The sequence below is a fragment of the Patescibacteria group bacterium genome (assembly GCA_034659915.1).
Classification (GTDB): domain Bacteria; phylum Patescibacteriota; class WWE3; order JAUXAW01; family JAYEID01; genus JAYEID01.
In genome coordinates this window covers 16,214-37,107 of the sequence record JAYEID010000024.1, presented here as the reverse complement: position 1 = coordinate 37,107, position 20,894 = coordinate 16,214, and the positions used below count along the sequence as shown (strand labels likewise).

Genomic DNA, 20,894 nt, shown 5'->3' with positions numbered 1-20,894 from the left:
ATCTTGAAGGTTGGGGATACACAGAAGTTAAAACTACAAGTTTCACAAATGAAAGTGAATTGCGAAATGCAAACTTAGAGCTCAAAAATACATTAAGAGTTCAAAACCCCCTAACAGAAGATGCAACACTTTTAAGACCCAGTCTGGTTCCCAAACTCCTAAGAATCTATTCCCAAAACCAAAAGTGGCACAAGAACCCAGCGATTTTCCAATTGTCTCGAACCTTCACATCCAGCAAGAACAACAAACTACCAACCGAATCGTGGAAATTAGCTGGCTTAAGGACAGGAAAAGACGAAGAAAGCTCTTTCTACCAGTTAAAAGGTACGGTTGAAGCTCTTTTAGCTAAGCTAGGAGTCGAAAATACTAAATTCAAGCCACTTACAGAAGAAAGTCCATTTTGGAAGCAGAATGCAAGTGCAAAAATTCTTGCTGGTAATGAAGAACTGCTTGAGGTTGGACAGCTTGGAATAATTAAAAAAACTGTTCAAGAAAATTTCAAAATTGAAAAGGGAATTGCCGGCTTCGATCTTGAGGTTAACAATCTGTTAGAAAATGCAAGAAAATTTAAAACATACCAACCAATTTCTCCGCATCCTCCTGTCATCGAAGACCTTACTTTTGAAGTAGGGGAAAGATCTTTGGTTGGCAATATAAAGAAAACTATTGAAAAATTAGCAAACCAAGATTACCAGACAGAAGTGACAGCAAAAACTATTTACCAAGACAACTCTTTGAAAAAACAAGAAAAGAAGCGGATCACTTTTACCCTTGAATACAACTCAGAAAAAGGTTCTCTTTCAGACAAGGATATTAGACCACTACGAAAAAAAATTGTGAAAACTGTAAAAGAAAAATTTGAAGCAGAACTAACAGGAAGTGTCTAGCAGCAACCCAAGTTCCCAAATTACCGCCAATCAGTAAGAATAGCTTTCGCAGATATATTTCTATCTGAGCCATGCTCACCCCAATTAACATTGACCAAAATGCGGAGCCTATCTGTAGCACCGGCAATTTGCTCAACTTGAAAATAATAACCAAAAGGGTTGGAGGTACCAACTCCACCAGAGTTTAAACTTAGGTTTTCGCTTAAATAGCAAGGTTGGCCCATACAATTATCTGTCATTTCCTCAAAAAAAGCAGCCCACCCCACAGTATCACGATATGCTCGTATTCTCTCCATGTGTTCATTACTAAGTTTGGCAGCCCGCGCCTTGGTAGTACCAAAACCAGACCCGCGCATACTCATTGCAACCAAAGCTAAAAGAGCTGCAACTGCCACAAAGACCAATCCAACAGAAACAATAATCTCTACCAACGACTGTCCTTCCTCTTTGCAATCAATTATTAAACGTTTTTTCAAAAAACTAAAAAGTTCCATAGTTTAACCTAATTTACCTCGCCACCAGCAGTAACAGTAACACTCCGACTCATACTTCCAAGCGAAACACTAATATCTGTTGAATCATCTAAAGCAATATTATCAACATAAACTTCAACTGTCACCATCTTATACCAAATTGTAACATCATTCTGAACTTCCACATCCTCCGGGAGACTTTTTTCTCTTCTCACCTCAATATCATCACTAGGGTTGTTTTCGTCATTACTTGACTGAACTAACCTATAACTACCAGAGCCAGAATCAAAATCTACTCCCCACCAAAAATATTCCGTACTTCCGTCCTTTTTGTCAATACCATTCTGAGCCCTGTTTTGAACTGTACGCAAATCCGATTTAATTTGCTCCACACCTTGATTAAGAGTTTGGCTTCGGGCAAAGTCACCAAAGTAGGGAAGGGTTATAGCGGTAAGAATACCAATAAGCGCAACCACCACAAGAAGTTCAATTAGTGTAAATCCAAAATCTTTATTCATAGTAAAAAAACAGCTTACAGAACCTACGGACACGTTAAGTAATAAAAAGTCTCATCAATCTCCGGGGGATTAGAATCACACCCGCCCTCCACATATTCAGCAGTATCTCTTTCCATTTTTGCTGCCAAACAATAACATAAGTTGTTAGGTGCTGCGCAATAATAGTAGCGCGAGTCGTCATCAGCATCACAAGGCGCAATACTATTATTATCCAAAGGATCACAAGGCAGCTCATCTATGTAACGTCCACCAACAACTAATTCATCATAGAGATCACTTAAAGGTATCCAACCCCCAGGTGCCGCACAGTTTCCTGCATCAATATACGAGTGATTATCAGAATAATACATTTCCAGCGAACTCTGAACTCTTCTCAAATCACTTTGTCGAGCAGAATCACGACCACTTTTTAACACACTTAAATAACTCAAAGAAGCAACCCCAACCAAAAAACCAATAATAGCTATAGTTATTGTCATTTCCAACAGAGTAAACCCCCGGGAATAATTGACAATCTTAAATTTTAAATTTTTTAACAAACCATGCATAATAAGCATCCACAAAAATCACCTTTTTAAATTCGCGTGAATTCGCGCACCCCATTCGCGTAAATTAGCGTATGTCCCTAGGGGCAGGTAACTAAATAACAATTATCATGAACGTCTGGACAGGTACAGTCGCCAAATTCAGTTCTCGCACTTTCTTCCATTTCCATATCTGCTGAAATGCAATAACAGCTACCGTTAGAACTATACAAATACTCAGTACCCTGAGATTCCTGCGGGTCAGTAGGCAGCACTTTAATATATTGACTACTACCACTAACTAAGTCGCTTTCCAAATTTGAAACAGATGTATAACTGCCTAAACCACCAGTAGGGTTTGGGTAAGTATTCTCATTATCCAAATAATACATTTCCAAAGCATTTCGCAAGTTATTGAGATCCGCTGATCTTTTTCCATCCCGCCCCCTTCTAAGTGATGTTAGATAATAGCCGCCACCAAGCCCACCGATAATCCCAATAATTACAATAACAATAAGAAGCTCCATAAGTGTAAACCCAGCATTGTTTTTACATTTTTTAAGTAAAGTCATTTGTTCAAAAGACACCTCCCCTCGCAAAAAAGAAGAAAAGTATTGTAAAGTGTTGTAAAGTATAGTCAAGTTTTGTTCAATCTATTTCTGGTGCTCTGAATATAATTATTAAGCTTAACATTTAAACGGTCAGCTATTACCTCTCCTTCATTACATAAATCTTCAAGAGAAGGATATAAAGATCCGATTAGCAAAAGGAAACTCTTAACCTCCTTCAAAGAACCGCGTGCATGGTAAAGAAAATTTAAGCTATCCGCAAAATGATAACGACCATAAGCTTCAGCTATATTTGCACAAATGGAATGTACAGCTCTTCGCACCTGTTCAACCATAATCCACTTTTCCTCAGGAGCCTTTTTCAAAAGCAACTTCGTTATTTCATAAACCAAACTCGTCAGCTTTCTACCAAGCTGCCAGATTTCCAAATCTGTAAAATCCTTGATTTTTCCTTCTTTCATATCTTCCTAACAATTCTTTACCACATCTTTACCATACTTTACTATTCTTTTCGACTGCTATAAAAAACTGAGGTACCACTCCCAAATAACGCTGCCGTACACCGCAGCAACTGCTGTTCCAGTTATAAGAAAAGGTCCAAAAGGGACTTGCTGACCAAACTTTTTTTCCCCACTAATCAAAAGAATAACAGAGGCTACCCCACCAGACAAGAAGGCTAAAAAAGAACCCACCAAGGTACCTGGCCAACCCAAAACCAAACCCATTAAAAACCCGAGCTTTACATCACCAAACCCCATTCCCCGGCCGCGAGTAATCAAAATTAGAATCATAAAGAAGCCCGCCAAAGAAACGGCAGGGACACCATATTGTTTCAGAATTATCAACCAGTATTCAGTATCTAGTATCTCGTATTTAGTATAAAAGAAAGGAAGGAAAAAACGCCAAAAAACAACCAACACTGTTGCCGGAAAAACAATCACATCTGGCAGCACCCCGTATTCCAAATCAGTAAAGAAAAGAACCAAAAAAGAACAAAATAAAACCAAGAGTATAAACAAATTTAACAGTGTCACCAGCCCCAACAAACCACTCCCTGAAACCACTGAGGCCATTGAATCCATTGAAGCCACTGAATCCGCTGATACCACTGCAACCACCACAAACCCCACTCCTGTAAGAAACTCTACAAGCGGGAGCCTAAACGGGATTTTCTCACCACAATACCGACACCGCCCCCACAAAAACAGAAAAGAAAAAACAGGAATAAGGTCAAACCAGGCTAGGGGAGTGTTGCAATTTTCGCAATAAGAACGACCCAGAATAGAAGATCCTTTAGGAAGGCGGTCAATAAGCACATTTAAAAATGAGCCAACGCAACAGCCAATTACAAAAAGCAAAACAAGATCAAACATAGTTTATAAATTTATTATGCTCGGAAAAGTAGAAAAGATTAAAAAAAAAGACCGGACGAACCCAAAATCCGCCCGGGCTTCTTTTTATTAAGCCATACTTTACACAAACGCTATCAACCAGAGTCAGGTACACAATACCAATCATTCCCATCTGCTGAACAAGAAGGATCTTCACAGGTTGCCTGATCGAGGAAAGTAGTTGACTCTGGCTGGAAACACACTCGAATCTCTTCACTAGTACTGTCAATGTAGTACGAAAGTTCCTCTTCCTGAATTGGACTTCTCTCACTAAAACCAGAGCGCAGTTCTTCCGCATCAATCAGATCCGTAATTATGGCAGAATCGTGTTTGATATCGGTTGCCGCATCCATCTGCCATGTCCCACCATAACCATTATGCGTACCATAATAGCGTTCTGCAGCAGACATTACCTCTCGCGCAGCAGACTGACGTACAGTATCCCGGCCACGGCGAATTTGCTCAATAGGGTTAATAGCAGCCAAAACACCAGTTGCCAAAATACCAATAATTACAATAACCACCAAAAGCTCAACCAAAGTAAAACCACTTTTTTCGTGTTCTCTTAAATATTCTTTAATTTTCAAGTTATATTTTCACCCCCTTCCAAAAGAGATTAGCACTGAATAAAACAAAGATTGTCACGGAACAGAACAGAGATTATCACAGAAAAGAAAATGTCACAGAACAGAACAAAGATTATCACGGAAATTCCGTGATCATCTCTTCCTCCCCTTTCCGTGATCATCTCTTCCTCCTCTTTTCCGTGATCATCTCTTCCTAGAATTGGCTAGTCAGGTTATAAATGGGCATGATAATTGACAACACCATAAAACCCACACCCACACCCAGTATAATCATAATAACAGGCTCCAACGCTGTGGTTAAATTTTCCACCGTATGCTCTGCCTCACCTTCAAAATATTCAGCCACCTTAAGCAAAACTTCGCCCAGCTCACCACTTTCCTCCCCAACTCGAATCATACGGGAAACTAGGGGAGGGAAGTACTCAGAACCGGAAATAGGCGCTGCCAATGATTCTCCGTGTTTTACAATTTCCCGTGCATCACCCAATGCATCTCTAAACATTACATTTTCAGTAGCGTTATATACAATGTTCAAAGAATCCAAAATTGGCACACCACTAGTAAGCAGCAGTGACAGGGTTCGAGTCATCTCCACCAACTCCATCTGCTTAACCAAAGGTCCAAAAATAGGAAGCTTCAGCACTAATTCATCTGTAAAATATCGTCCCCGTTCTGTATTTCGAAACCAACGAAAGGCAAAAATTAAGCCGGCAACTAAAGCTATTACCAACCACCAGCGTTTAACAGCAAAATCTGAAACACCCAAAAAGAAACGGGTAGCAATGGGAAGCTCCGCATCAAAGCTAGTGTAAATAGACTTAAGCTGCGGTATCACAAATACCAAAAGCAGAATTGCTACGCCAACCATTGCTGTCAGAACCATTGCCGGATAAAAAAGAGCGCCTTTAATTTTCTGCCGCAATTCATTCTCTTTTTCCAAATTTTGCGCTAAACGCAAAAGTACCTTCTTTATAGCACCAGAAGCCTCCGCAGCTTCTACTAGAGCCGTATAAGTAGAAGAAAAAACATCCGGAAACTTACGCATTGCTTCCGAAAGCGGTTTTCCCCCTTCAACCTCCCCCACAATGTATTCTAAAATATCTCCAAAAGGTGTATCTCCAGCTTGGTCACGCAAAATAGATAAAGCCTGAGTAAGAGGAAGGCCCGCACCGACCATAGTTGCCAACTGTCGAGTAAAAACAACCTTTTCCTTCTGGGTTACTCCCGAAAGCTTCTTTTTTAAGGAGCTAAGATCCAAAAACTCTCTTTTGGGATGAATTGAAATAGGTATCAGCCCTCTTTCCTGCATTACCGCAATTGCGCGGGCTTTGTTACTCGCTTCTACCGAACCTTTTTTAGTGGCTCCTTGACTATCCTTTGCAACATACTTAAAAGTTGGCATTGATTGAAATTATCTTAACAATCGATCAAGCTCCTGAGGTTTTAAAGTAAATCTCCTTGCTACCTCTGCCTCAACTCTACCTTCCTTTACCAGCCGAGCCAATGCGCGGTCCAGAGAAACCATCCCTTGCTCCAAAGAAGTACTAATAACATTATCTATTTGGTGAACATTACCTTCCCGAATAATATTTCTAATTCCGGCGCTAGAAAGAAGAATTTCGCACGCTGGGTATAAACCGCCTCCAATAGCAGGTACTAACCGTTGGGAAACTACAGCTTCCAAAGTAGAGCTTAGTTGGGTTTGAATCTGTTTTTGCTCTTCCTCAGGAAAAACATCAATTATTCGGTTAATAGTCTGAGCTGCAGAATTAGTGTGAAGTGTGGAAAATACCAAGTGACCAGTTTCCGCAATAGTCACAGCTGAAGAAATTGTCTCGTAATCCCGCATCTCTCCTACAAAAACCACATCCGGGTCCTCCCTCAGCACAGTGCGAAGAGCCACATCCCAAGCTAAAGTATCTTCGTGCATCTCTCTTTGATTAACTAAACCTTTCTTATGCTCAAAAACATATTCAATAGGGTCTTCAATAGTAATAATATGCACAGCACGTGTTCGCGCAATCCTATCCAGCATAGAAGCAATAGTAGTAGATTTACCCTGTCCAGCTGGACCAGTGACTAAAACAAAACCTTGCGGAAGCTCGCAAAAGTCTCTCAAAATATCGGGAAGATGGAGCTTATCCATATCTGGGATTTCCAAAGGGATTCTTCGAAAAGCAGCAGCCACGGAACCCATACTGTAGTAGGCATTGACCCTAAACCTAGCCTCACTATAAGTAAATGAAAAATCTAATTCTCTATTAACCTTCAACCGTTCTTGCTGCTCTGTGTCTAAAAGAGAAAAAACAATTCTTGCAGTATCTTCAGGGGAGAGGTTTTCGTAATCAGCAAGCGGTGTAAGCTCACGAGCAACTCGCACAGTAGGAGGGGCATCTACGGTTAAGTGTAGATCCGAAGCCCCTTCATTAATAGTAATGTCTAAAAGTTCTTCTAATTGCTCGTCCATAGGCAGGTAATTTCTAACTTACTAAGCAAAGTTTACCTTGTAAAACACAAGAAGTCAAAAAGTAGTTGACAACACAAGCCAAGCTAAACATTGCTTGCATTTTCGTCACTTTCTTCCTCAACATCTTCGTCCCGGGTAACGCGAAGAACCTCCTCCGGTGTTGTAGAACCTTGAATAACCTTAAGGAATCCGTCTTGGCGTAAAGTGACCATACCTTCTTTTATTGCTTGCTCTTCTATTGCCTGGGTAGGTTGTCGCTCCAAAACCAACCTGGAAACAGGATCAGAAGCAGCCAATACTTCAAAAATACCAGTGCGGCCCTTATATCCGGATCCTTCACAATGCTCACAACCTTCGCCTTTCCAAAAAACATATTTACCCTCATCATTCTTATTAGCGTTTTCTTGAAAAAGTTTCTCGCCCAAAATATCTTTTGCCTGGTCAAGAACTTCTTTAGGTGGGTGGTACGGTTTCTTGCATTTCTTGCAAACTGTACGTACCAAACGTTGGGCAACTACCGCATTTACAGTAGAAGTAAGAAGATATGGCTCTACACCCATGTCCAACATCCGCGGAAGCGCGCCAGCTGCTGAATTAGTGTGCAAAGTTGAAAATACAAGGTGACCAGTCAGCGCTGCGTGAATAGACAACTCTGCTGTCTCCTGGTCACGAATCTCACCCACCATCACAATATCAGGGTCCTGACGGAGAATAGAACGCAAGCCAGAGGCAAAGGTCAAGCCCACCTCACGATTAACCTGAATTTGAGTAACCCCTTCCAACTTAATTTCCACCGGATCTTCCAAAGTTACAATGTTTACGCCTATATCGTTGATAGTAGTAATAGAAGATGCCAGAGTAAGAGTTTTACCACTACCTGTAGGACCAGTTACCAACATAATACCGTTAGGCTGCTTAATAGCATTTTTAATTCTTCGCAATGAGACTCCAAAAAGACCTAATTCTTCCAAACTCATAATATTGCCTGTTTCCTCCAAAAATCGAATTACAACCTTCTCCCCAAAAACGGTGGGAACAATAGAGACTCGAAGATCAACTTTTATCTCACCAACCTCAATCTTAAACCGACCATCTTGAGGTAATCTTCGTTCATCCAACCGTAACCTAGAAAGGATTTTTACCCTTGCAACAATAGAGGAATGAATCCGCCGCGGCAGCTCAAACCGCTCTCGCAGCACACCATCAATTCGGTAACGCACTCTAGTCCGATCTTCCAAAGGCTCAATATGAATATCAGAAGCCCGTGCTTTTACACCATACTCTAACAAGCGAGAAACAATTCGCGAAACTGGTGCTTCACGAATAATTTTATCCGCATCTTCCATTTTCTTTATTCGTTCTTCAATCTTAGTAGTAGCTTTAGGTGCCGCTGCTTCCACTGCCTCAGAAATTTCAGCCTCTACTTTTTCCTCACCGTAAAACCGTTCCAAGGCTGCTTCCAAATCGCCCTTTTCTGCCAACGCAGGCTTAACTTTCACACCACTCCGCCGCTCTAACAGCTCCACAGCTGGCAAATCAAGTGGATCCAGCATTGCTACTTGTAGTTCTCCACCCTTCTTCCCCAAAGGTATTACACCGTAATTCTTAGCTGTAGGCTCTGGTACTAATTCTAAAATCTCTTGCGGAATTGATTGTCCAGCAATCTCAACAAAAGGTACGCCAAGAAACTTAGCCTTTGCTTTAGCAAATTCCTTAGAACTAAGCCAATCCTTCTCCTGAACCAATTCAACCTCAGATTTTCCCAAATTTACAGATTCTAAATGGAGTTCATCTTTCTGAGCTTCTGTAATCAAACCTCCAGCCAAAAGAACTTCTCCAAATGTGTCATACTTTCCTCTAGGAACAACCAAATCAGGAGAATCTTTCTCTACAGAGGTTTCTGGGGTTTGCGGGGTATCCTGCTTAGATTCGTCTTTAACCTTTGGGGATACTTCTTCAGTACGAGTCTCGGTCCTCTCTTCTTGCTGTATCTGTTTTGCTTTTTCTGTATTTTTAAACTTAGGCATGGGCAGAAACAGGTTAATAAAAAACTTAGTTCCTAGTCAACAATCTACCAGACCCTTGTAGCTGATTCAAGCAGCGGATAAGATATAGATATGCAAAAGAAATCAACCCATGCACAACTAATCCTTAACGGAAACTGCAAAAGTAGGAAAGAAAAGGCCAAAGAAGTTCTAGATATTAAAGAAATAAAACCAAGCCCCGATCTATCTATTCTGGGAAATAACAAAGAAAGCAGCTCAATTGGAATTGATGATATCCGAACATTAATAAAAAAATTGCATTTCACACCCCACCAAAACAAAACAAAGCAGGCCTTAATTCTTGAAGGTCAAAACATGACAGAAGAGGCCCAAAACGCACTATTAAAGACTCTAGAAGAACCCCCAGGAAATTGCCAAATAGTAATAACTGCTAACCATGCTCAAAACATTATTGCCACAATTATCTCACGCTGCAAAATAATAAAGCTAAAAAAACAAGAATACAGAGAGGAAGAAAAAAAAGAGCTGAAAGACGGCTTCAGAAAACTGCTTAAAAGTCCATATCACCAGCGCCTCAAGTGGGCAGAAGAAAATAAAGAACTGGTGAAAGATAAGGAACACGCAAAAAGAATCCTTTCCATCTGGATACTAACCTTACGGGAATTAATGTTCCAAAAAGAATCGGGAGCCGCCCCGGAAATAGAACCTCACATTAGAAAAGGGCTTGATCTTTTTAATCTTATCGAAAAAACCAATGTCTCCCCACAACTGGTGCTGGAAACCTTTCTCCTTAGCTTGCCCTCCAACGAGAACAAATCTTAACCGCAAAACGCCAGTAAGCACTCCGCCCTCCGCTTTCAGCGGTTATAGCAGTCATTCTGAACAGACCCCGCTCAGCACGCCTTCGTCATTCGCAAACTCCTCAGAATGACAATAAATTGTAGCCGTCACTCTGAGGTCCAAGTCTGCACAGGGCCGAAGAGTCCCCTGCAATAAACTGCGACATTGCGGTCGATTCTATCCGTCATTTAAAATTCATCCTCTATTTCTTATTTAGTATTTATTCTCTATCTCCTATCTCTTATTACGTGTTTCCCGTCTCCAGTCTACCAAGACCTCCGGGAATTCGATCCCGAAACCCCGCAGGACTTTCAGGTCCGGGTCCCTACCTGCCGGCAGGCAGGTAGGTCCAGTTACGAGTTACGAGTCTCCAGTCTCTTATCTCTAATATTCTTTTTCTTTTTTTCTTTAATTCTTTATTTTCTATTTACTATTTTTTATCCTTTAATCTAATATCTCAACAATTAGCAATTAACTATCAGCAAACTTCCTTGTTTTATGTTATAATTAAGCTGTGTTTAGAGAAGAAGAAGCATTGGAAATTTGCGAGGAACTAGCAAAAAAGAACAAGCTAAAAATCAATATTTTGGGAGCTAAACAAGAGGAAGAAACCATCGTCTTCTTCTTTTCAAGTTCCGAAAAGAAAGAACTCAAAAACCTAGAATCTGAACTTCGGCGCGTCCTCCAAGCTAACATCCAATTAAGACAAATAAGCCCCCGCAAAAAAGCTCAGAAGGTTGGCGGGATAGGAAAATGCGGCTTAAAGCTTTGCTGTAGCACCTGGTTGAAAGATCCAGCTTCCGAAAACTTGGACAAAGCAAGCTATAATTTCAGTTGCACCACTAACAAAGTTGGTGTTTGTGGAAATCCTCCCTGTTGCCACCTTTTTGAAGAGGAGAGTTGGGGTAAAGAAGGTTTTCAGGAGGACAAGAAGCAAATCTCATCTGGCAAATCAGACCAAAAAAAACAGGAAGAAAAAAAGGGAGAATCAAAAGCAGAAAAAGCAAAACAACAAGAAAAACAAAAGCCAAAAAAGAAAAGAATCCGAAAACTAAAAGTCTAAAACATAGTTGCTAAACACTAACGTAAATTGTAAATTAATAGTCGGTAGTGTTTCAGAAATTCCAATCTCGACCATACCCAGAAACAAAGAGTTATAACTAAAAACTCTGGCCAAATGTTTAGGAAAATTCTACCACCTGATACCAAACCCACAGGTGGTTAATTGTCTTTGCAAAGCACTTTTTAGACACGAAAAAAGCGCAACAATAACTACCTAAAATAAGAAAAATGAGCAACAATCAATACAAAGCAGATCAAATTAAAGTTTTAGAAGGTCTTGATCCAGTCCGAAAAAGGCCAGGAATGTTTATTGGCTCCACTGGTGAACAAGGTCTTCACCACTTAGTTACTGAAATTGTAAACAACTCCGTGGATGAAATTCTGTCTGGTAGAGGAAACAGGATAGAAGTAACCTTGAACCAAGATGGTTCAGTAACAGTAGTAGACAATGCCGGGGGAATCCCTACAGAAATAAAAGAAGAGTACGGAAAATCAGCACTAGAATTGGTAATGACTAAACTCCACGCTGGTGCTAAATTTTCTGAGGGAGCTTACAAAATCTCCGGAGGATTGCACGGTGTTGGTTCCTCAGTTGTTAATGCCCTTTCCAAATGCATGACAGTAATTGTCTTCCGGAATGGAAAGGTTTATAAACAGGAGTATGAAAGGGGAGAAGCACAAACAGAAGTAGAAGAAATAAAAAGAAAAGAAGTACCAATCCAAGAGCTTTGGACATCTAAATATACTCCTCTGGAGAGCGGAACAGTAGTAACCTTTTTCCCTGATAAAAAAGTTTTCGACACTACTGAATTTTCCTATAAACAACTACGCGATCAGTTTAAAGAATACGCATACCTCACACCGGGAATGACAATTAAAATAAGGGATCTACGTAAAGAAGAGGAAAGAGAGAAAACTTTTTACTTCGAGGGAGGCATAAAAAGCCTTGTAAAATCCATAAACAAACACAAGAAGCCAATTACTCCTCCTCTTTATTTCAAAGCGGAAAAAGAGGAGGTCCTTATAGAAATAGCACTCCAATGGGTGGAGGGCTTTGCAAAAAATATTCTCTGCTTTGCAAACAATATTAAAAATCTCGGTGGAGGGACACACTTAACTGGACTAAAATCTGGACTAACCCGCACCATCAATGACTACGCTCGCGAGGCTGAACTACTTGATAAGGATGATGAAAACCTCTCCGGGCAAGATGTGCGAGAAGGACTAACAGGAGTAGTTTCTATAAAAATGAATGCGGAAAACATTCAATTTGAGGGGCAAACTAAAACAAAACTGGGAAATAGCTATATTCGCGGGTTTGTTTCTGAGACTATAAGAGAAAAACTAGGCGACCACCTAGAAGAAACTCCCAGCGTGGGTAAGAGTATTGTCCAAAAAGCAGAAACTGCAGCACGGGCGCGCAAGGCAGCTAGTAAAGCTAGGAAAACAGTTATGCGCAAAGGCGCGCTAAAATCCACAACCCTTCCTGGAAAACTAGCAGACTGCTCAGAATCAGACCCAGAAAAATGCGAATTATTTATTGTGGAAGGAGACTCAGCAGGAGGCTCAGCTAAGCAAGGGCGAGATCGACGGTTTCAGGCTATTTTACCACTACGCGGTAAAATACTTAATGTAGAAAAGGCAAACCTGAACCGGATATTAAGCAACAAAGAAATAAGAAATCTAATTGTAGCTCTGGGCACTGGAGTAGGGGAGAGTTTTGATCCAGAAAGCTCCCGGTACGAAAAGCTGATTATTATGTGCGACGCTGATGTGGATGGCAAACATATTGAAACTCTTCTTCTAACTCTATTCTTCCGCTATATGCATGAACTTATTGAAAGCGGTAATCTTTATATGGCAAAGCCGCCTTTGTATAAAATATCTTCTGGAAAGAAAGAAGAGTGGGTATATTCTGAAAAAGAACGGAAAGAGCTTGAGAAAGAGTGGGGAGATAATATTCGCATCCAAAGATACAAAGGTCTAGGAGAAATGAACCCCATCCAGCTTTGGGAAACAACAATGAATCCAGAAAATCGTATTTTGAAAAAAGTCACAATTGAGGATGCTCAAAAAGCAGATGAGACCTTTACCAAGTTAATGGGTGATGAAGTAGCACCAAGAAAGAGATTTATCCAAACCCGAGCAAAAGAAGCAGAATTAGACATCTAAACATAAAACACAAGAGCATAGAGCATAAAAACATACAAGAACCAACGTCTTATGTTGTTATGTTGTTATGTTTATATGATTAAATGAACAATCATGGCTAAAAAAGAAGATCAGACCAAAACAAAAAACAAAGTTGCTGAAAAAATTCAGCCTTCTTCCATTATCAATGAGATGGAGAGATCGTATTTAGACTACGCTTTAAGCGTAATTGTCTCCCGAGCTCTTCCTGATGTACGCGACGGCCTAAAACCAGTACAAAGAAGGATTATTTACGCAATGCACGATCAGGGAATTGGACCTAGTAGTCGCTACCAAAAGAGTGCTGCAGTAGTAGGTGAAGTACTTAAAAAATACCACCCCCACGGTGATACTTCAGTCTATGACGCACTGGTGAGAATGGCACAAGAATTTTCTTTGCGCTACCCATTAGTCGATGGGCAGGGGAATTTTGGTTCTTTGGACGGAGATTCAGCTGCAGCAATGCGCTACACCGAAGCTCGGCTAGCTTCTATTTCTGAGGAGCTTCTCCGCGATATTGATAAAGAAACAGTTCCTTTCATAGACAACTACTCTGGCTCAACTAAAGAACCTGAAGTTTTACCCTCCTTACTTCCCAATATTTTGTTAAACGGTGCCTCTGGTATTGCTGTGGGCATGGCTACTAATATACCTCCACATAATCTCAACGAGGTAGTAGATGCTCTTTGCCATATGATTGATACCATCAAAATAGACAAAAAGGAAATAGGCTATACTTACAAAACTTTTGATGGAAAGGAAAGCGAAATAGGTCAAGACTTTGAAATTGACAGCGATGTAACTGTAGAAAAGCTTATGGAATTCATAAAAGGTCCTGACTTTCCTACTGGCGGAGAAATTTATGACAAAGAGGAGATAATCAAAGCATACGCAACTGGAAAAGGAAGGATTGTAAACCGCGCCCGAGCAGAAATTGAAGATATTAGCAATGGAAAACACGCAATAATTTTCACCGAAATCCCTTACCAACAAAATAAAGCTCGTCTAGTAGCAAAAATCGCTGGATTAGTAAGGGACGAAGTTATTGAAGATATAACCGATCTTCGTGATGAATCTGACCGGGAAGGGCTTAGAATTGTAGTGGAAACAAGGAGAAATTCTCGCCCCCAAAAAGTTCTCAATCAACTTTACAAAAACACCCGACTTCAAACTGCATTCCACGCCAATATGGTGGGGTTAATAAGAGGTGAGCCTAAGACCCTCACTCTTAAAATGATTCTTCAGGAACTGCTTCGCTGGCGGAAAGATGTCTTTACAAGAAAAACCATTTATCTCCTCCGCAAAGCGAGGGCAAGAGAACACATTTTACTAGGACTAAAAATTGCTTTCGACCACCTAGACGAAGTTATAGAAACTATTAGGAACAGTGAAAGCGCTGATGTAGCAAAACAAAACTTGGTTGAAAATTTTGAGCTTACAGAAATGCAGGCCCAAGCTATTCTTAATATGCGATTACGACGCTTAGCCAAGTTGGAACGAGAAAAAATTGAAAATGAGCTAGAAGAAATACTAAGACAAATTGATAAACACGAGACCTTCCTTAAAGAACCAGTTAAAGTAATGAAACAAGCTAAGAAAGACTTTCAAAAACTCAAAGAAGATTATGGAGATACACGAAGAACAACAGTACACCCAGGCAAGCCAGGCGAATTTGCTGATGAAGACCTTACTCAAGAAGAAGACATTTTAATAACACTAACCAAAGGCGGCTATGTGAAACGAGTCAAACCCCAAATCTTCAAATCCCAAAAGAGAGGCGGAAAGGGTGTTATTGGAATGAAAACCAAAGAAGATGATTATGTAATTAATCTAAAATCCGCATCCACTCTAGACACTATATTCTTCTTCACCGCTAGGGGCAATGTCCATCAAGTACGCGGATTTCAACTTCCAGAAATGGGAAGGACAGCACGCGGCAAAGCTATTGTTAATGTTCTTGACCTTTCACCTGAGGACGAGGTCGTAGCTATTGTACCTCTTACAAAAGGAAGCAATGCAAAATATCTGACTTTTGCAACCAAAAACGGGTTAGTGAAAAGAACTGAACTTTCTGAATTTGAAAATATAAGACGTGGGGGCATTATTGCTATTAATATCAAAGACGGAGACCGGCTAGCTAATGTTGAAGCAACTAGTGGTAAAGACGAAATTATCCTCATTACTGAGCAAGGACAATCAATTCGATTTCAGGAAAAAGAAGCTCGCTCCATGGGTAGAAACACTTCCGGAGTAAAGGGAATTACTCTCAACAAAGGCGACCAAGTCTTTTGCATGAATGTAGTCAAACCTGGCAAACAAAGAGAAGAAGGCTTGCTCTTAACCATTAGCAACAAAGGCTACGGTAAGAAAACACCCCTTTCAGAATACCCACTGCAGGGTAGGGGAGGGAAGGGGGTCATTGCTATGCGAGTAAAAGAAAAAACAGGAAAAATAACAGAAAGCAAGATTCTTGTGCCCGAAGTAGAAGATTTGTTCCTAATTTCTGAAGAAGGTCACGTTATAAGACTCAACCCCAATGAAATATCTAAGTTATCACGCGCAACTCAAGGTGTTCGTGTTATGCGGCTCTCCAAGAACGATCAGGTTGCTGCCTTAGCTTCTCCTCAATAACCAACCTGAGATAGATAAACACTAGATAAACGCAATGCGTTTATCTAGCCCGTCCCTACAACAATTTGAACTCCTCCCTTAACTCCTTCTTCCGCGCTTCTTCTAATGCACGGAACCTCGCAAACCACCCAAAATCGTCATCAATTGCAACACCTGCTATCCGTAAAGGCTCATATTCATCAATTTCTGCTGAAACGAAATCAGCATACTCCTCCGGACCAGAAAAAAAAGAAAGTATGGGATCGGGATCAACAAATGAGATTTCCCTTTCCCCCAAATACGTAGAAAGAGAAGACCAAGGGTAATCAGAAAGTTCCTCTACTGTGTTTAGGCCAAGGGCCTTTTGGTTGATATGCTGATAGCGGCTAAGATGAATTAGTTGCTGATCCGACTCCACACATACGGCCTCAAAAGCAGATTCATAAAGAGAACCTTTTCTTTCCTGGCGAAGATTAAAATAACGTGAATATGAAGTAAAAACGCGATGAAAAAAATTAGTTACGCCATTAACTTCTTTCTGTTGCACAATCAGGTGGGGATGCGTAGGCATAATTGAAAAACAAAATATGTCTACCGGAGAGGAAATCCCTTTCTCTTCTAGTTGACTCAAAATCAGTTGTCTCTCCATGTCGGTTTGAGCCTTTTTCAGACGCTGCTTAAGAGAACTATAAGGATAATCATAATTTAAGCAGTGTTCCATTAACGAAGTAAAATATTCATAACAGCTCCAATCAGGGAAAATTACCTTTCCATCTATCCCACGAGTGTAAATATGGTATATACCACCACATGTAAAAGATGTTTTTCTTCTCATCTATTCATATCTTAATTCAGACAAAAATGCTGTGTGAACAGCTTAGATAAACGCAATGCGTTTATCTAGGCTTATCTGACAGCATAATTGATCAGATTTCTTTGTACCGTTCTAATATAAGACCTTTCCTCCTCAAGCGCTTTTTTCTTTTCTTCAAAAAAAGTCACAGCTTCCATAAGTAACTCCAGAATCTCTCTTGCCTTGGAAGGTTGTTCGGCAACCCAACCGAGGTTTTTTTCGTCGATGATTTCTAAGTTACCGTCCTCTTGGCCAGGGATGTGGGAAAGAGCAAGGAATGGTCTTCCTACAGCTACGGATTCAAACAAAAGATTAGGGCCGGCTTTGCCCGCCACAACATGGGACTGGGCCATCAGCTTATCTATTTCTTCTGTAAAACCATATACTTCGACTTCATTCTTGTTTTGAACAAAGTCCTCAAAAGCCCGGGTCATCTTTTGGTAACTCTTGAAAATGTTAAAGAGCATTTTGTTGCTCCCAGCAATGAGATTAAGGTGGATTGGTTTACTCAGTTTCGAAAAGATCGGTAAAAATTTAACAAATCCCTGCGCACCTAAACTGCCTGCGCTGACTGTAAGTGTAAATAACTCGCCAGGGATTTCTTCTACTTCATAAAATCGCGGGCGAACCAACCAACCAATTGCTTTTACTTTTTCATCGGCCACGCCCAATTCCAAAGCTCGTTTTCGAGCTTCTTCGTCGTATACCAAATTCAAATGAGCCTTCTTAGAAAGTTCCAAAGGATGGAAAGTGCGTGGGTTGCAAACATAATTAAAAAGCTTGAACTTACATTCTTTCGCAAGTTTTTCCAAGGGGGGATTGTAAAGAAAATAGGTGGAAAGAACTAAATCCGGTTCAAAACGTTTAACAACATTTTCTAGCTTACCCAGCTTACGCACCTTAAAGATTTTTCTAAATAAATTTTCGAACTTTCCGTTTTGGGTAAGTTCAAAACCAACTTTATTCAAAGTAGGAAACAATTTGTAAGCAGGATAATACTGCAAAGTAGCCTCACGAAACTCGAAAGAAACCAACTTCACCCGCCAACCCGCCTCTTTAAAAGCAGCGCGCGCCGCCTCGGCAATGCTCCTATGCCCCATGCTAGTTGTAAAAATTAATACGCGCTTCACATTATTAACTTTATCATAAACAAAACCCAAAATAACAACCAAACTAGAACCTGCTGCGTTTATACTTGACAAGGTAAAAAAAATCTTGCTACTCTGTATTCCCAGAGCAATGGATGGCTTTTTCACCGCAACAGCTCTGGGTTTTTCTTAATCCCGATCCGCCAAGCCGGCGAGATTGGGTTTTTAAATGCCGAAAATAGAACAGAGGAGGGAAAAAGTGGCAAATCTAAGAACAGAAGCTAGACGGATAAAAAGCTTCCTAAAAAGCTCTGGTATAGACGCACTAGCCATTCCTAGCAAGGCAAGCCGCCGAAGTGACTCACTCGCCGTTATCCTAGGAAGGAATGGCTACAAACTTCAGGAGAAAAGAGTGCTTACTATCAACATCGCAGCTCCTGAAGAATTGCTAACTGCAAATTGCCCAAAGTCACTAGTCCTTTGCGGGATTTGCAAATTACTTGGCATCAACATTATTAAAACGTGACCCCGCCGAGTAGGGGCATCAGCCTAGGCTCTCCGGAAGCCTGGGCTTTTCCCTTTTCAAAATATTAAGATGAAAAAATGTTTTTCAACAAAAAAATACTTAGAAGCAGAAGAAGCTGCAATTCGAAAAAGATTAGCCCAAGCTGAGGAGCGGCTTTACCTAGAAATAGGGGGAAAACTACTAGCTGACTACCATGCGGCAAGAACCCTTCCTGGTTATGACCCCAAAGCGAAGATCTTGCTTCTTCAAAATCTTAAAAAGGACCTGGAAATAATTTATTGCGTTAGTGCCAAGCACCTACAAAGAGGTAAATTACGTAGCGATTTTAACCTAACCTACGGCGACTTCGCGCTCAGAGCTTTGGAAAAATTTAGCCAAATGGGGCTAGGCAAGCCACTGGTAGCAATAAATAGATACGAGGGTGAAGAGGATGCAAAAGACTTTGGAAAACACCTTACAAACCTTGGATACAAAATTTACTTTCGCAACGAAATAAGAAACTACCCAGATAATATTGAAAAAATTCTTAGCAAAAAGGGATTTGGTAAAGACCCCTACATCCCAGTAAAAAAACCAATCGTAGTGGTCAACGGTCCGGGAGGCAACAGCGGAAAGCTCTCTACCTGCCTTGGTCAGCTATACCATGAAAGAGAGCAGGGCAAGCACGCAGCCTACGGAAAACTAGAAACGTTTCCTGTCTGGAATTTGCCACTAAACCATCCAGTCAACATTGCCTACGAAGCTTCTACCGCAGATCTGGGTGATAAAAACGCTATTGACCCTTTCCACCTTAACACCCATAAGGAACAGGCAGTAAATTACAACCGCGATATCGAAGCTTTCCCCATAATCAAAAACATCCTTGATCAGTTGTTTCCGAAGGGAAACAGCTTAAGCTATAGTTCTCCTACCGAAATGGGAATAAACAAACTAAAAGAAGGAATTATTAATGACAAAGAGACACGCGAAGCTGCAAAACAAGAAATAGTTTTCTATTACTTCCGCTACCACGAAGGTTTTTTGCAAGGAACAGAAAAAGAAGAAACTCTCCAAAGAATGAAAACTTTAATGGGAAAACTAAACTTGAAAGAAACAGACAGAGCAGTAGTAGAACCTGCTCGAAACGCAGCAACAGAAGCAAAAAAGCAAAAAGACAAAGGCAATCAAGGTATATACTGCGGAGCTGCTTTAGAGCTTCCAAATGAAAAAATAGTAACAGGGAAAAACTCTCGACTTATGCACGCCGAAGCAGCAGTTCTTCTTAATGCTCTAAAAGAATCAGCAAAAATACCTGACGAAATTGATTTAATTCCAGAAGATATTATCAAAAACCTAACCAATTTCAAGGAAGAAACATTAGGCGAAAGCGCTGCCAACCTGAACGCAAATGAAGTACTCCTAACCCTATCTCTAGGGAAAACAACAAATCCATTAGCAAAAAAAGCTTTGAAACAAACAACTAAATTAGCAGGATTGCCTTTACACACTACCCATCAACTTGGAAGTGGAAACAGGAACGCACTCCACAAACTGGGAATTTGGGCTACAACAGATGCCAGACCAACCAAAACCGACATATTCTAGGACTAGCACTAAAAACCCGTGTTACAATATTTCAAACAATGGACTTTTATACTCTAAAACTTTGCGGTCTTACTCGTAAACTACCAGTTGTTGCTTTGGGACCCAACATAAAAATTGCCTCCTTCAATCTCCTTGGCGACGCTGAGCTAGTAGAAGCAACTGCTTATAATCTTCAAAAAAAAGTAAAAGACCTGAATTTTGATATTATTGCTGGTCCTGAGGTAAAAGTCGTTCCTTTGCTACATTCTCTAGCAAAAAAATTAGGACACAAGCGCTACATAGTTTGCCGAAAAAAGATTCACGGCTATATGACAAATCCCCAAACTCTAGAGAAGAAACCAACTTTAGTTCTTAACGGTCCCGATGCAAACTTCATAAAAGGCAAAAAGGTTTTGGTAGTTGACGACGTAGTCTCCACTGGCAGAACTCTAAAAGTAATGGATGAGCTGATTGAGCAGAGTGGGGGAGAGGTAATTGCCAACGCTGTGGTGTTGAAACAAGGAAACGAAGAAATTAATAACATCGCCAACCCCATTTTTCTTGGTAAGTTACCGGTTTTTAGAACTTAGACCTCCGTCGCAGGGGAAGCCCCTGGGGCTGGGGAATGCGGCGGGCAAAACACGCAAGATTACAAGCAACCTAGCACAATAGGAGTTCATCTTCTTGACACCCCATTTACCATATGATTACCTTAAACTAGAAATAAGTACTCAATATTC

The 20,894-nt window shown here is 40.6% G+C and carries 20 protein-coding genes; 8 read left to right on the top strand and 12 right to left on the bottom strand.

All coding sequences use genetic code 11. From position 1 onward, the window contains the following. Positions 1–887: hypothetical protein (locus U9M98_03935; protein MEA2020831.1), on the top strand; the 887-nt coding region annotated here is incomplete at its 5' end. A 20-nt stretch (positions 888–907) separates the two neighbouring features. Here U9M98_03935 and U9M98_03930 read toward each other — a convergent pair. The 10 genes from U9M98_03930 to U9M98_03885 form a co-directional block, all read right to left on the bottom strand. Continuing rightward, positions 908–1,381 (bottom strand): hypothetical protein, encoded by a 474-nt coding sequence (locus tag U9M98_03930; GenBank protein ID MEA2020830.1) that lies wholly within the window; start codon positions 1,379–1,381, stop codon positions 908–910. 8 nt (positions 1,382–1,389) lie between these two features. Continuing rightward, a complete protein-coding gene (locus U9M98_03925) occupies positions 1,390–1,878 on the bottom strand; it encodes a prepilin-type N-terminal cleavage/methylation domain-containing protein (GenBank protein MEA2020829.1) in 489 nt (162 codons plus the stop codon). Positions 1,879–1,901: 23 nt separating this feature from the next. Continuing rightward, positions 1,902–2,435 (bottom strand): prepilin-type N-terminal cleavage/methylation domain-containing protein, encoded by a 534-nt coding sequence (locus U9M98_03920; GenBank protein MEA2020828.1) that lies wholly within the window; start codon positions 2,433–2,435, stop codon positions 1,902–1,904. Between the two features lie 68 nt (positions 2,436–2,503). Continuing rightward, a complete protein-coding gene (locus tag U9M98_03915; protein MEA2020827.1) occupies positions 2,504–2,974 on the bottom strand; it encodes a prepilin-type N-terminal cleavage/methylation domain-containing protein in 471 nt (156 codons plus the stop codon). A 65-nt stretch (positions 2,975–3,039) separates the two neighbouring features. Next, entirely contained in the window at positions 3,040–3,432 is a 393-nt protein-coding gene (locus U9M98_03910; GenBank protein ID MEA2020826.1) for a four helix bundle protein, read from the bottom strand. Positions 3,433–3,489: 57 nt separating this feature from the next. Beyond that, positions 3,490–4,344 (bottom strand): prepilin peptidase, encoded by an 855-nt coding sequence (locus U9M98_03905; protein ID MEA2020825.1) that lies wholly within the window; start codon positions 4,342–4,344, stop codon positions 3,490–3,492. 113 nt (positions 4,345–4,457) lie between these two features. Next, a complete protein-coding gene (locus U9M98_03900; GenBank protein MEA2020824.1) occupies positions 4,458–4,949 on the bottom strand; it encodes a prepilin-type N-terminal cleavage/methylation domain-containing protein in 492 nt (163 codons plus the stop codon). A 193-nt stretch (positions 4,950–5,142) separates the two neighbouring features. Beyond that, positions 5,143–6,351: a type II secretion system F family protein gene (locus U9M98_03895; protein ID MEA2020823.1), complete on the bottom strand. Its 1,209-nt coding sequence runs from the start codon at positions 6,349–6,351 to the stop codon at positions 5,143–5,145. Between the two features lie 9 nt (positions 6,352–6,360). Further along, positions 6,361–7,416: a type IV pilus twitching motility protein PilT gene (locus U9M98_03890; protein MEA2020822.1), complete on the bottom strand. Its 1,056-nt coding sequence runs from the start codon at positions 7,414–7,416 to the stop codon at positions 6,361–6,363. A gap of 83 nt (positions 7,417–7,499) precedes the next feature. Further along, positions 7,500–9,443, bottom strand: a complete 1,944-nt coding sequence (locus tag U9M98_03885) for an ATPase, T2SS/T4P/T4SS family (GenBank protein ID MEA2020821.1) — start codon at positions 9,441–9,443, stop codon at positions 7,500–7,502. 90 nt (positions 9,444–9,533) lie between these two features. Here U9M98_03885 and U9M98_03880 point away from each other — a divergent pair, with 90 nt between their 5' ends. The 4 genes from U9M98_03880 (at position 9,534) to U9M98_03865 (ending at position 16,145) form a co-directional block, all read left to right on the top strand. Beyond that, positions 9,534–10,244 carry a hypothetical protein gene (locus tag U9M98_03880; GenBank protein MEA2020820.1) on the top strand — a complete coding sequence of 237 codons (711 nt, stop codon included), beginning with the start codon at positions 9,534–9,536 and terminating at the stop codon, positions 10,242–10,244. Positions 10,245–10,776: 532 nt separating this feature from the next. Next, positions 10,777–11,325, top strand: a complete 549-nt coding sequence (ricT, locus tag U9M98_03875; GenBank protein ID MEA2020819.1) for a regulatory iron-sulfur-containing complex subunit RicT — start codon at positions 10,777–10,779, stop codon at positions 11,323–11,325. 227 nt (positions 11,326–11,552) lie between these two features. After that, entirely contained in the window at positions 11,553–13,496 is a 1,944-nt protein-coding gene (locus tag U9M98_03870) for a DNA gyrase subunit B (GenBank protein ID MEA2020818.1), read from the top strand. Positions 13,497–13,589: 93 nt separating this feature from the next. Next, complete coding sequence (locus tag U9M98_03865; GenBank protein ID MEA2020817.1) at positions 13,590–16,145, top strand: DNA gyrase subunit A; 2,556 nt, start codon at positions 13,590–13,592, stop codon at positions 16,143–16,145. 55 nt (positions 16,146–16,200) lie between these two features. On the opposite strand, the gene U9M98_03860 is transcribed toward U9M98_03865, so the two are convergent. Both U9M98_03860 and U9M98_03855 read right to left on the bottom strand, forming a co-directional pair. Beyond that, entirely contained in the window at positions 16,201–16,959 is a 759-nt protein-coding gene (locus U9M98_03860) for a hypothetical protein (protein MEA2020816.1), read from the bottom strand. A gap of 71 nt (positions 16,960–17,030) precedes the next feature. Then, positions 17,031–18,233: a glycosyltransferase gene (locus U9M98_03855; GenBank protein ID MEA2020815.1), complete on the bottom strand. Its 1,203-nt coding sequence runs from the start codon at positions 18,231–18,233 to the stop codon at positions 17,031–17,033. A 61-nt stretch (positions 18,234–18,294) separates the two neighbouring features. Between U9M98_03855 and U9M98_03850 the strand changes: the two genes are divergently transcribed. The 3 genes from U9M98_03850 to U9M98_03840 all read left to right on the top strand — a co-directional run bounded on the left by U9M98_03850 (position 18,295) and on the right by U9M98_03840 (position 20,744). Next, on the top strand, positions 18,295–18,591 hold the full coding sequence (locus U9M98_03850; protein ID MEA2020814.1) for a hypothetical protein: 297 nt from the start codon (positions 18,295–18,297) through the stop codon (positions 18,589–18,591). A gap of 69 nt (positions 18,592–18,660) precedes the next feature. Next, positions 18,661–20,175, top strand: a complete 1,515-nt coding sequence (locus U9M98_03845; protein MEA2020813.1) for a DUF1846 family protein — start codon at positions 18,661–18,663, stop codon at positions 20,173–20,175. Between the two features lie 38 nt (positions 20,176–20,213). Beyond that, the gene (locus tag U9M98_03840) at positions 20,214–20,744 is read left to right on the top strand and encodes a phosphoribosyltransferase family protein (GenBank protein ID MEA2020812.1); all 531 of its coding nucleotides are present in this window, start codon (positions 20,214–20,216) and stop codon (positions 20,742–20,744) included. Positions 20,745–20,894: the final 150 nt, after the last annotated feature.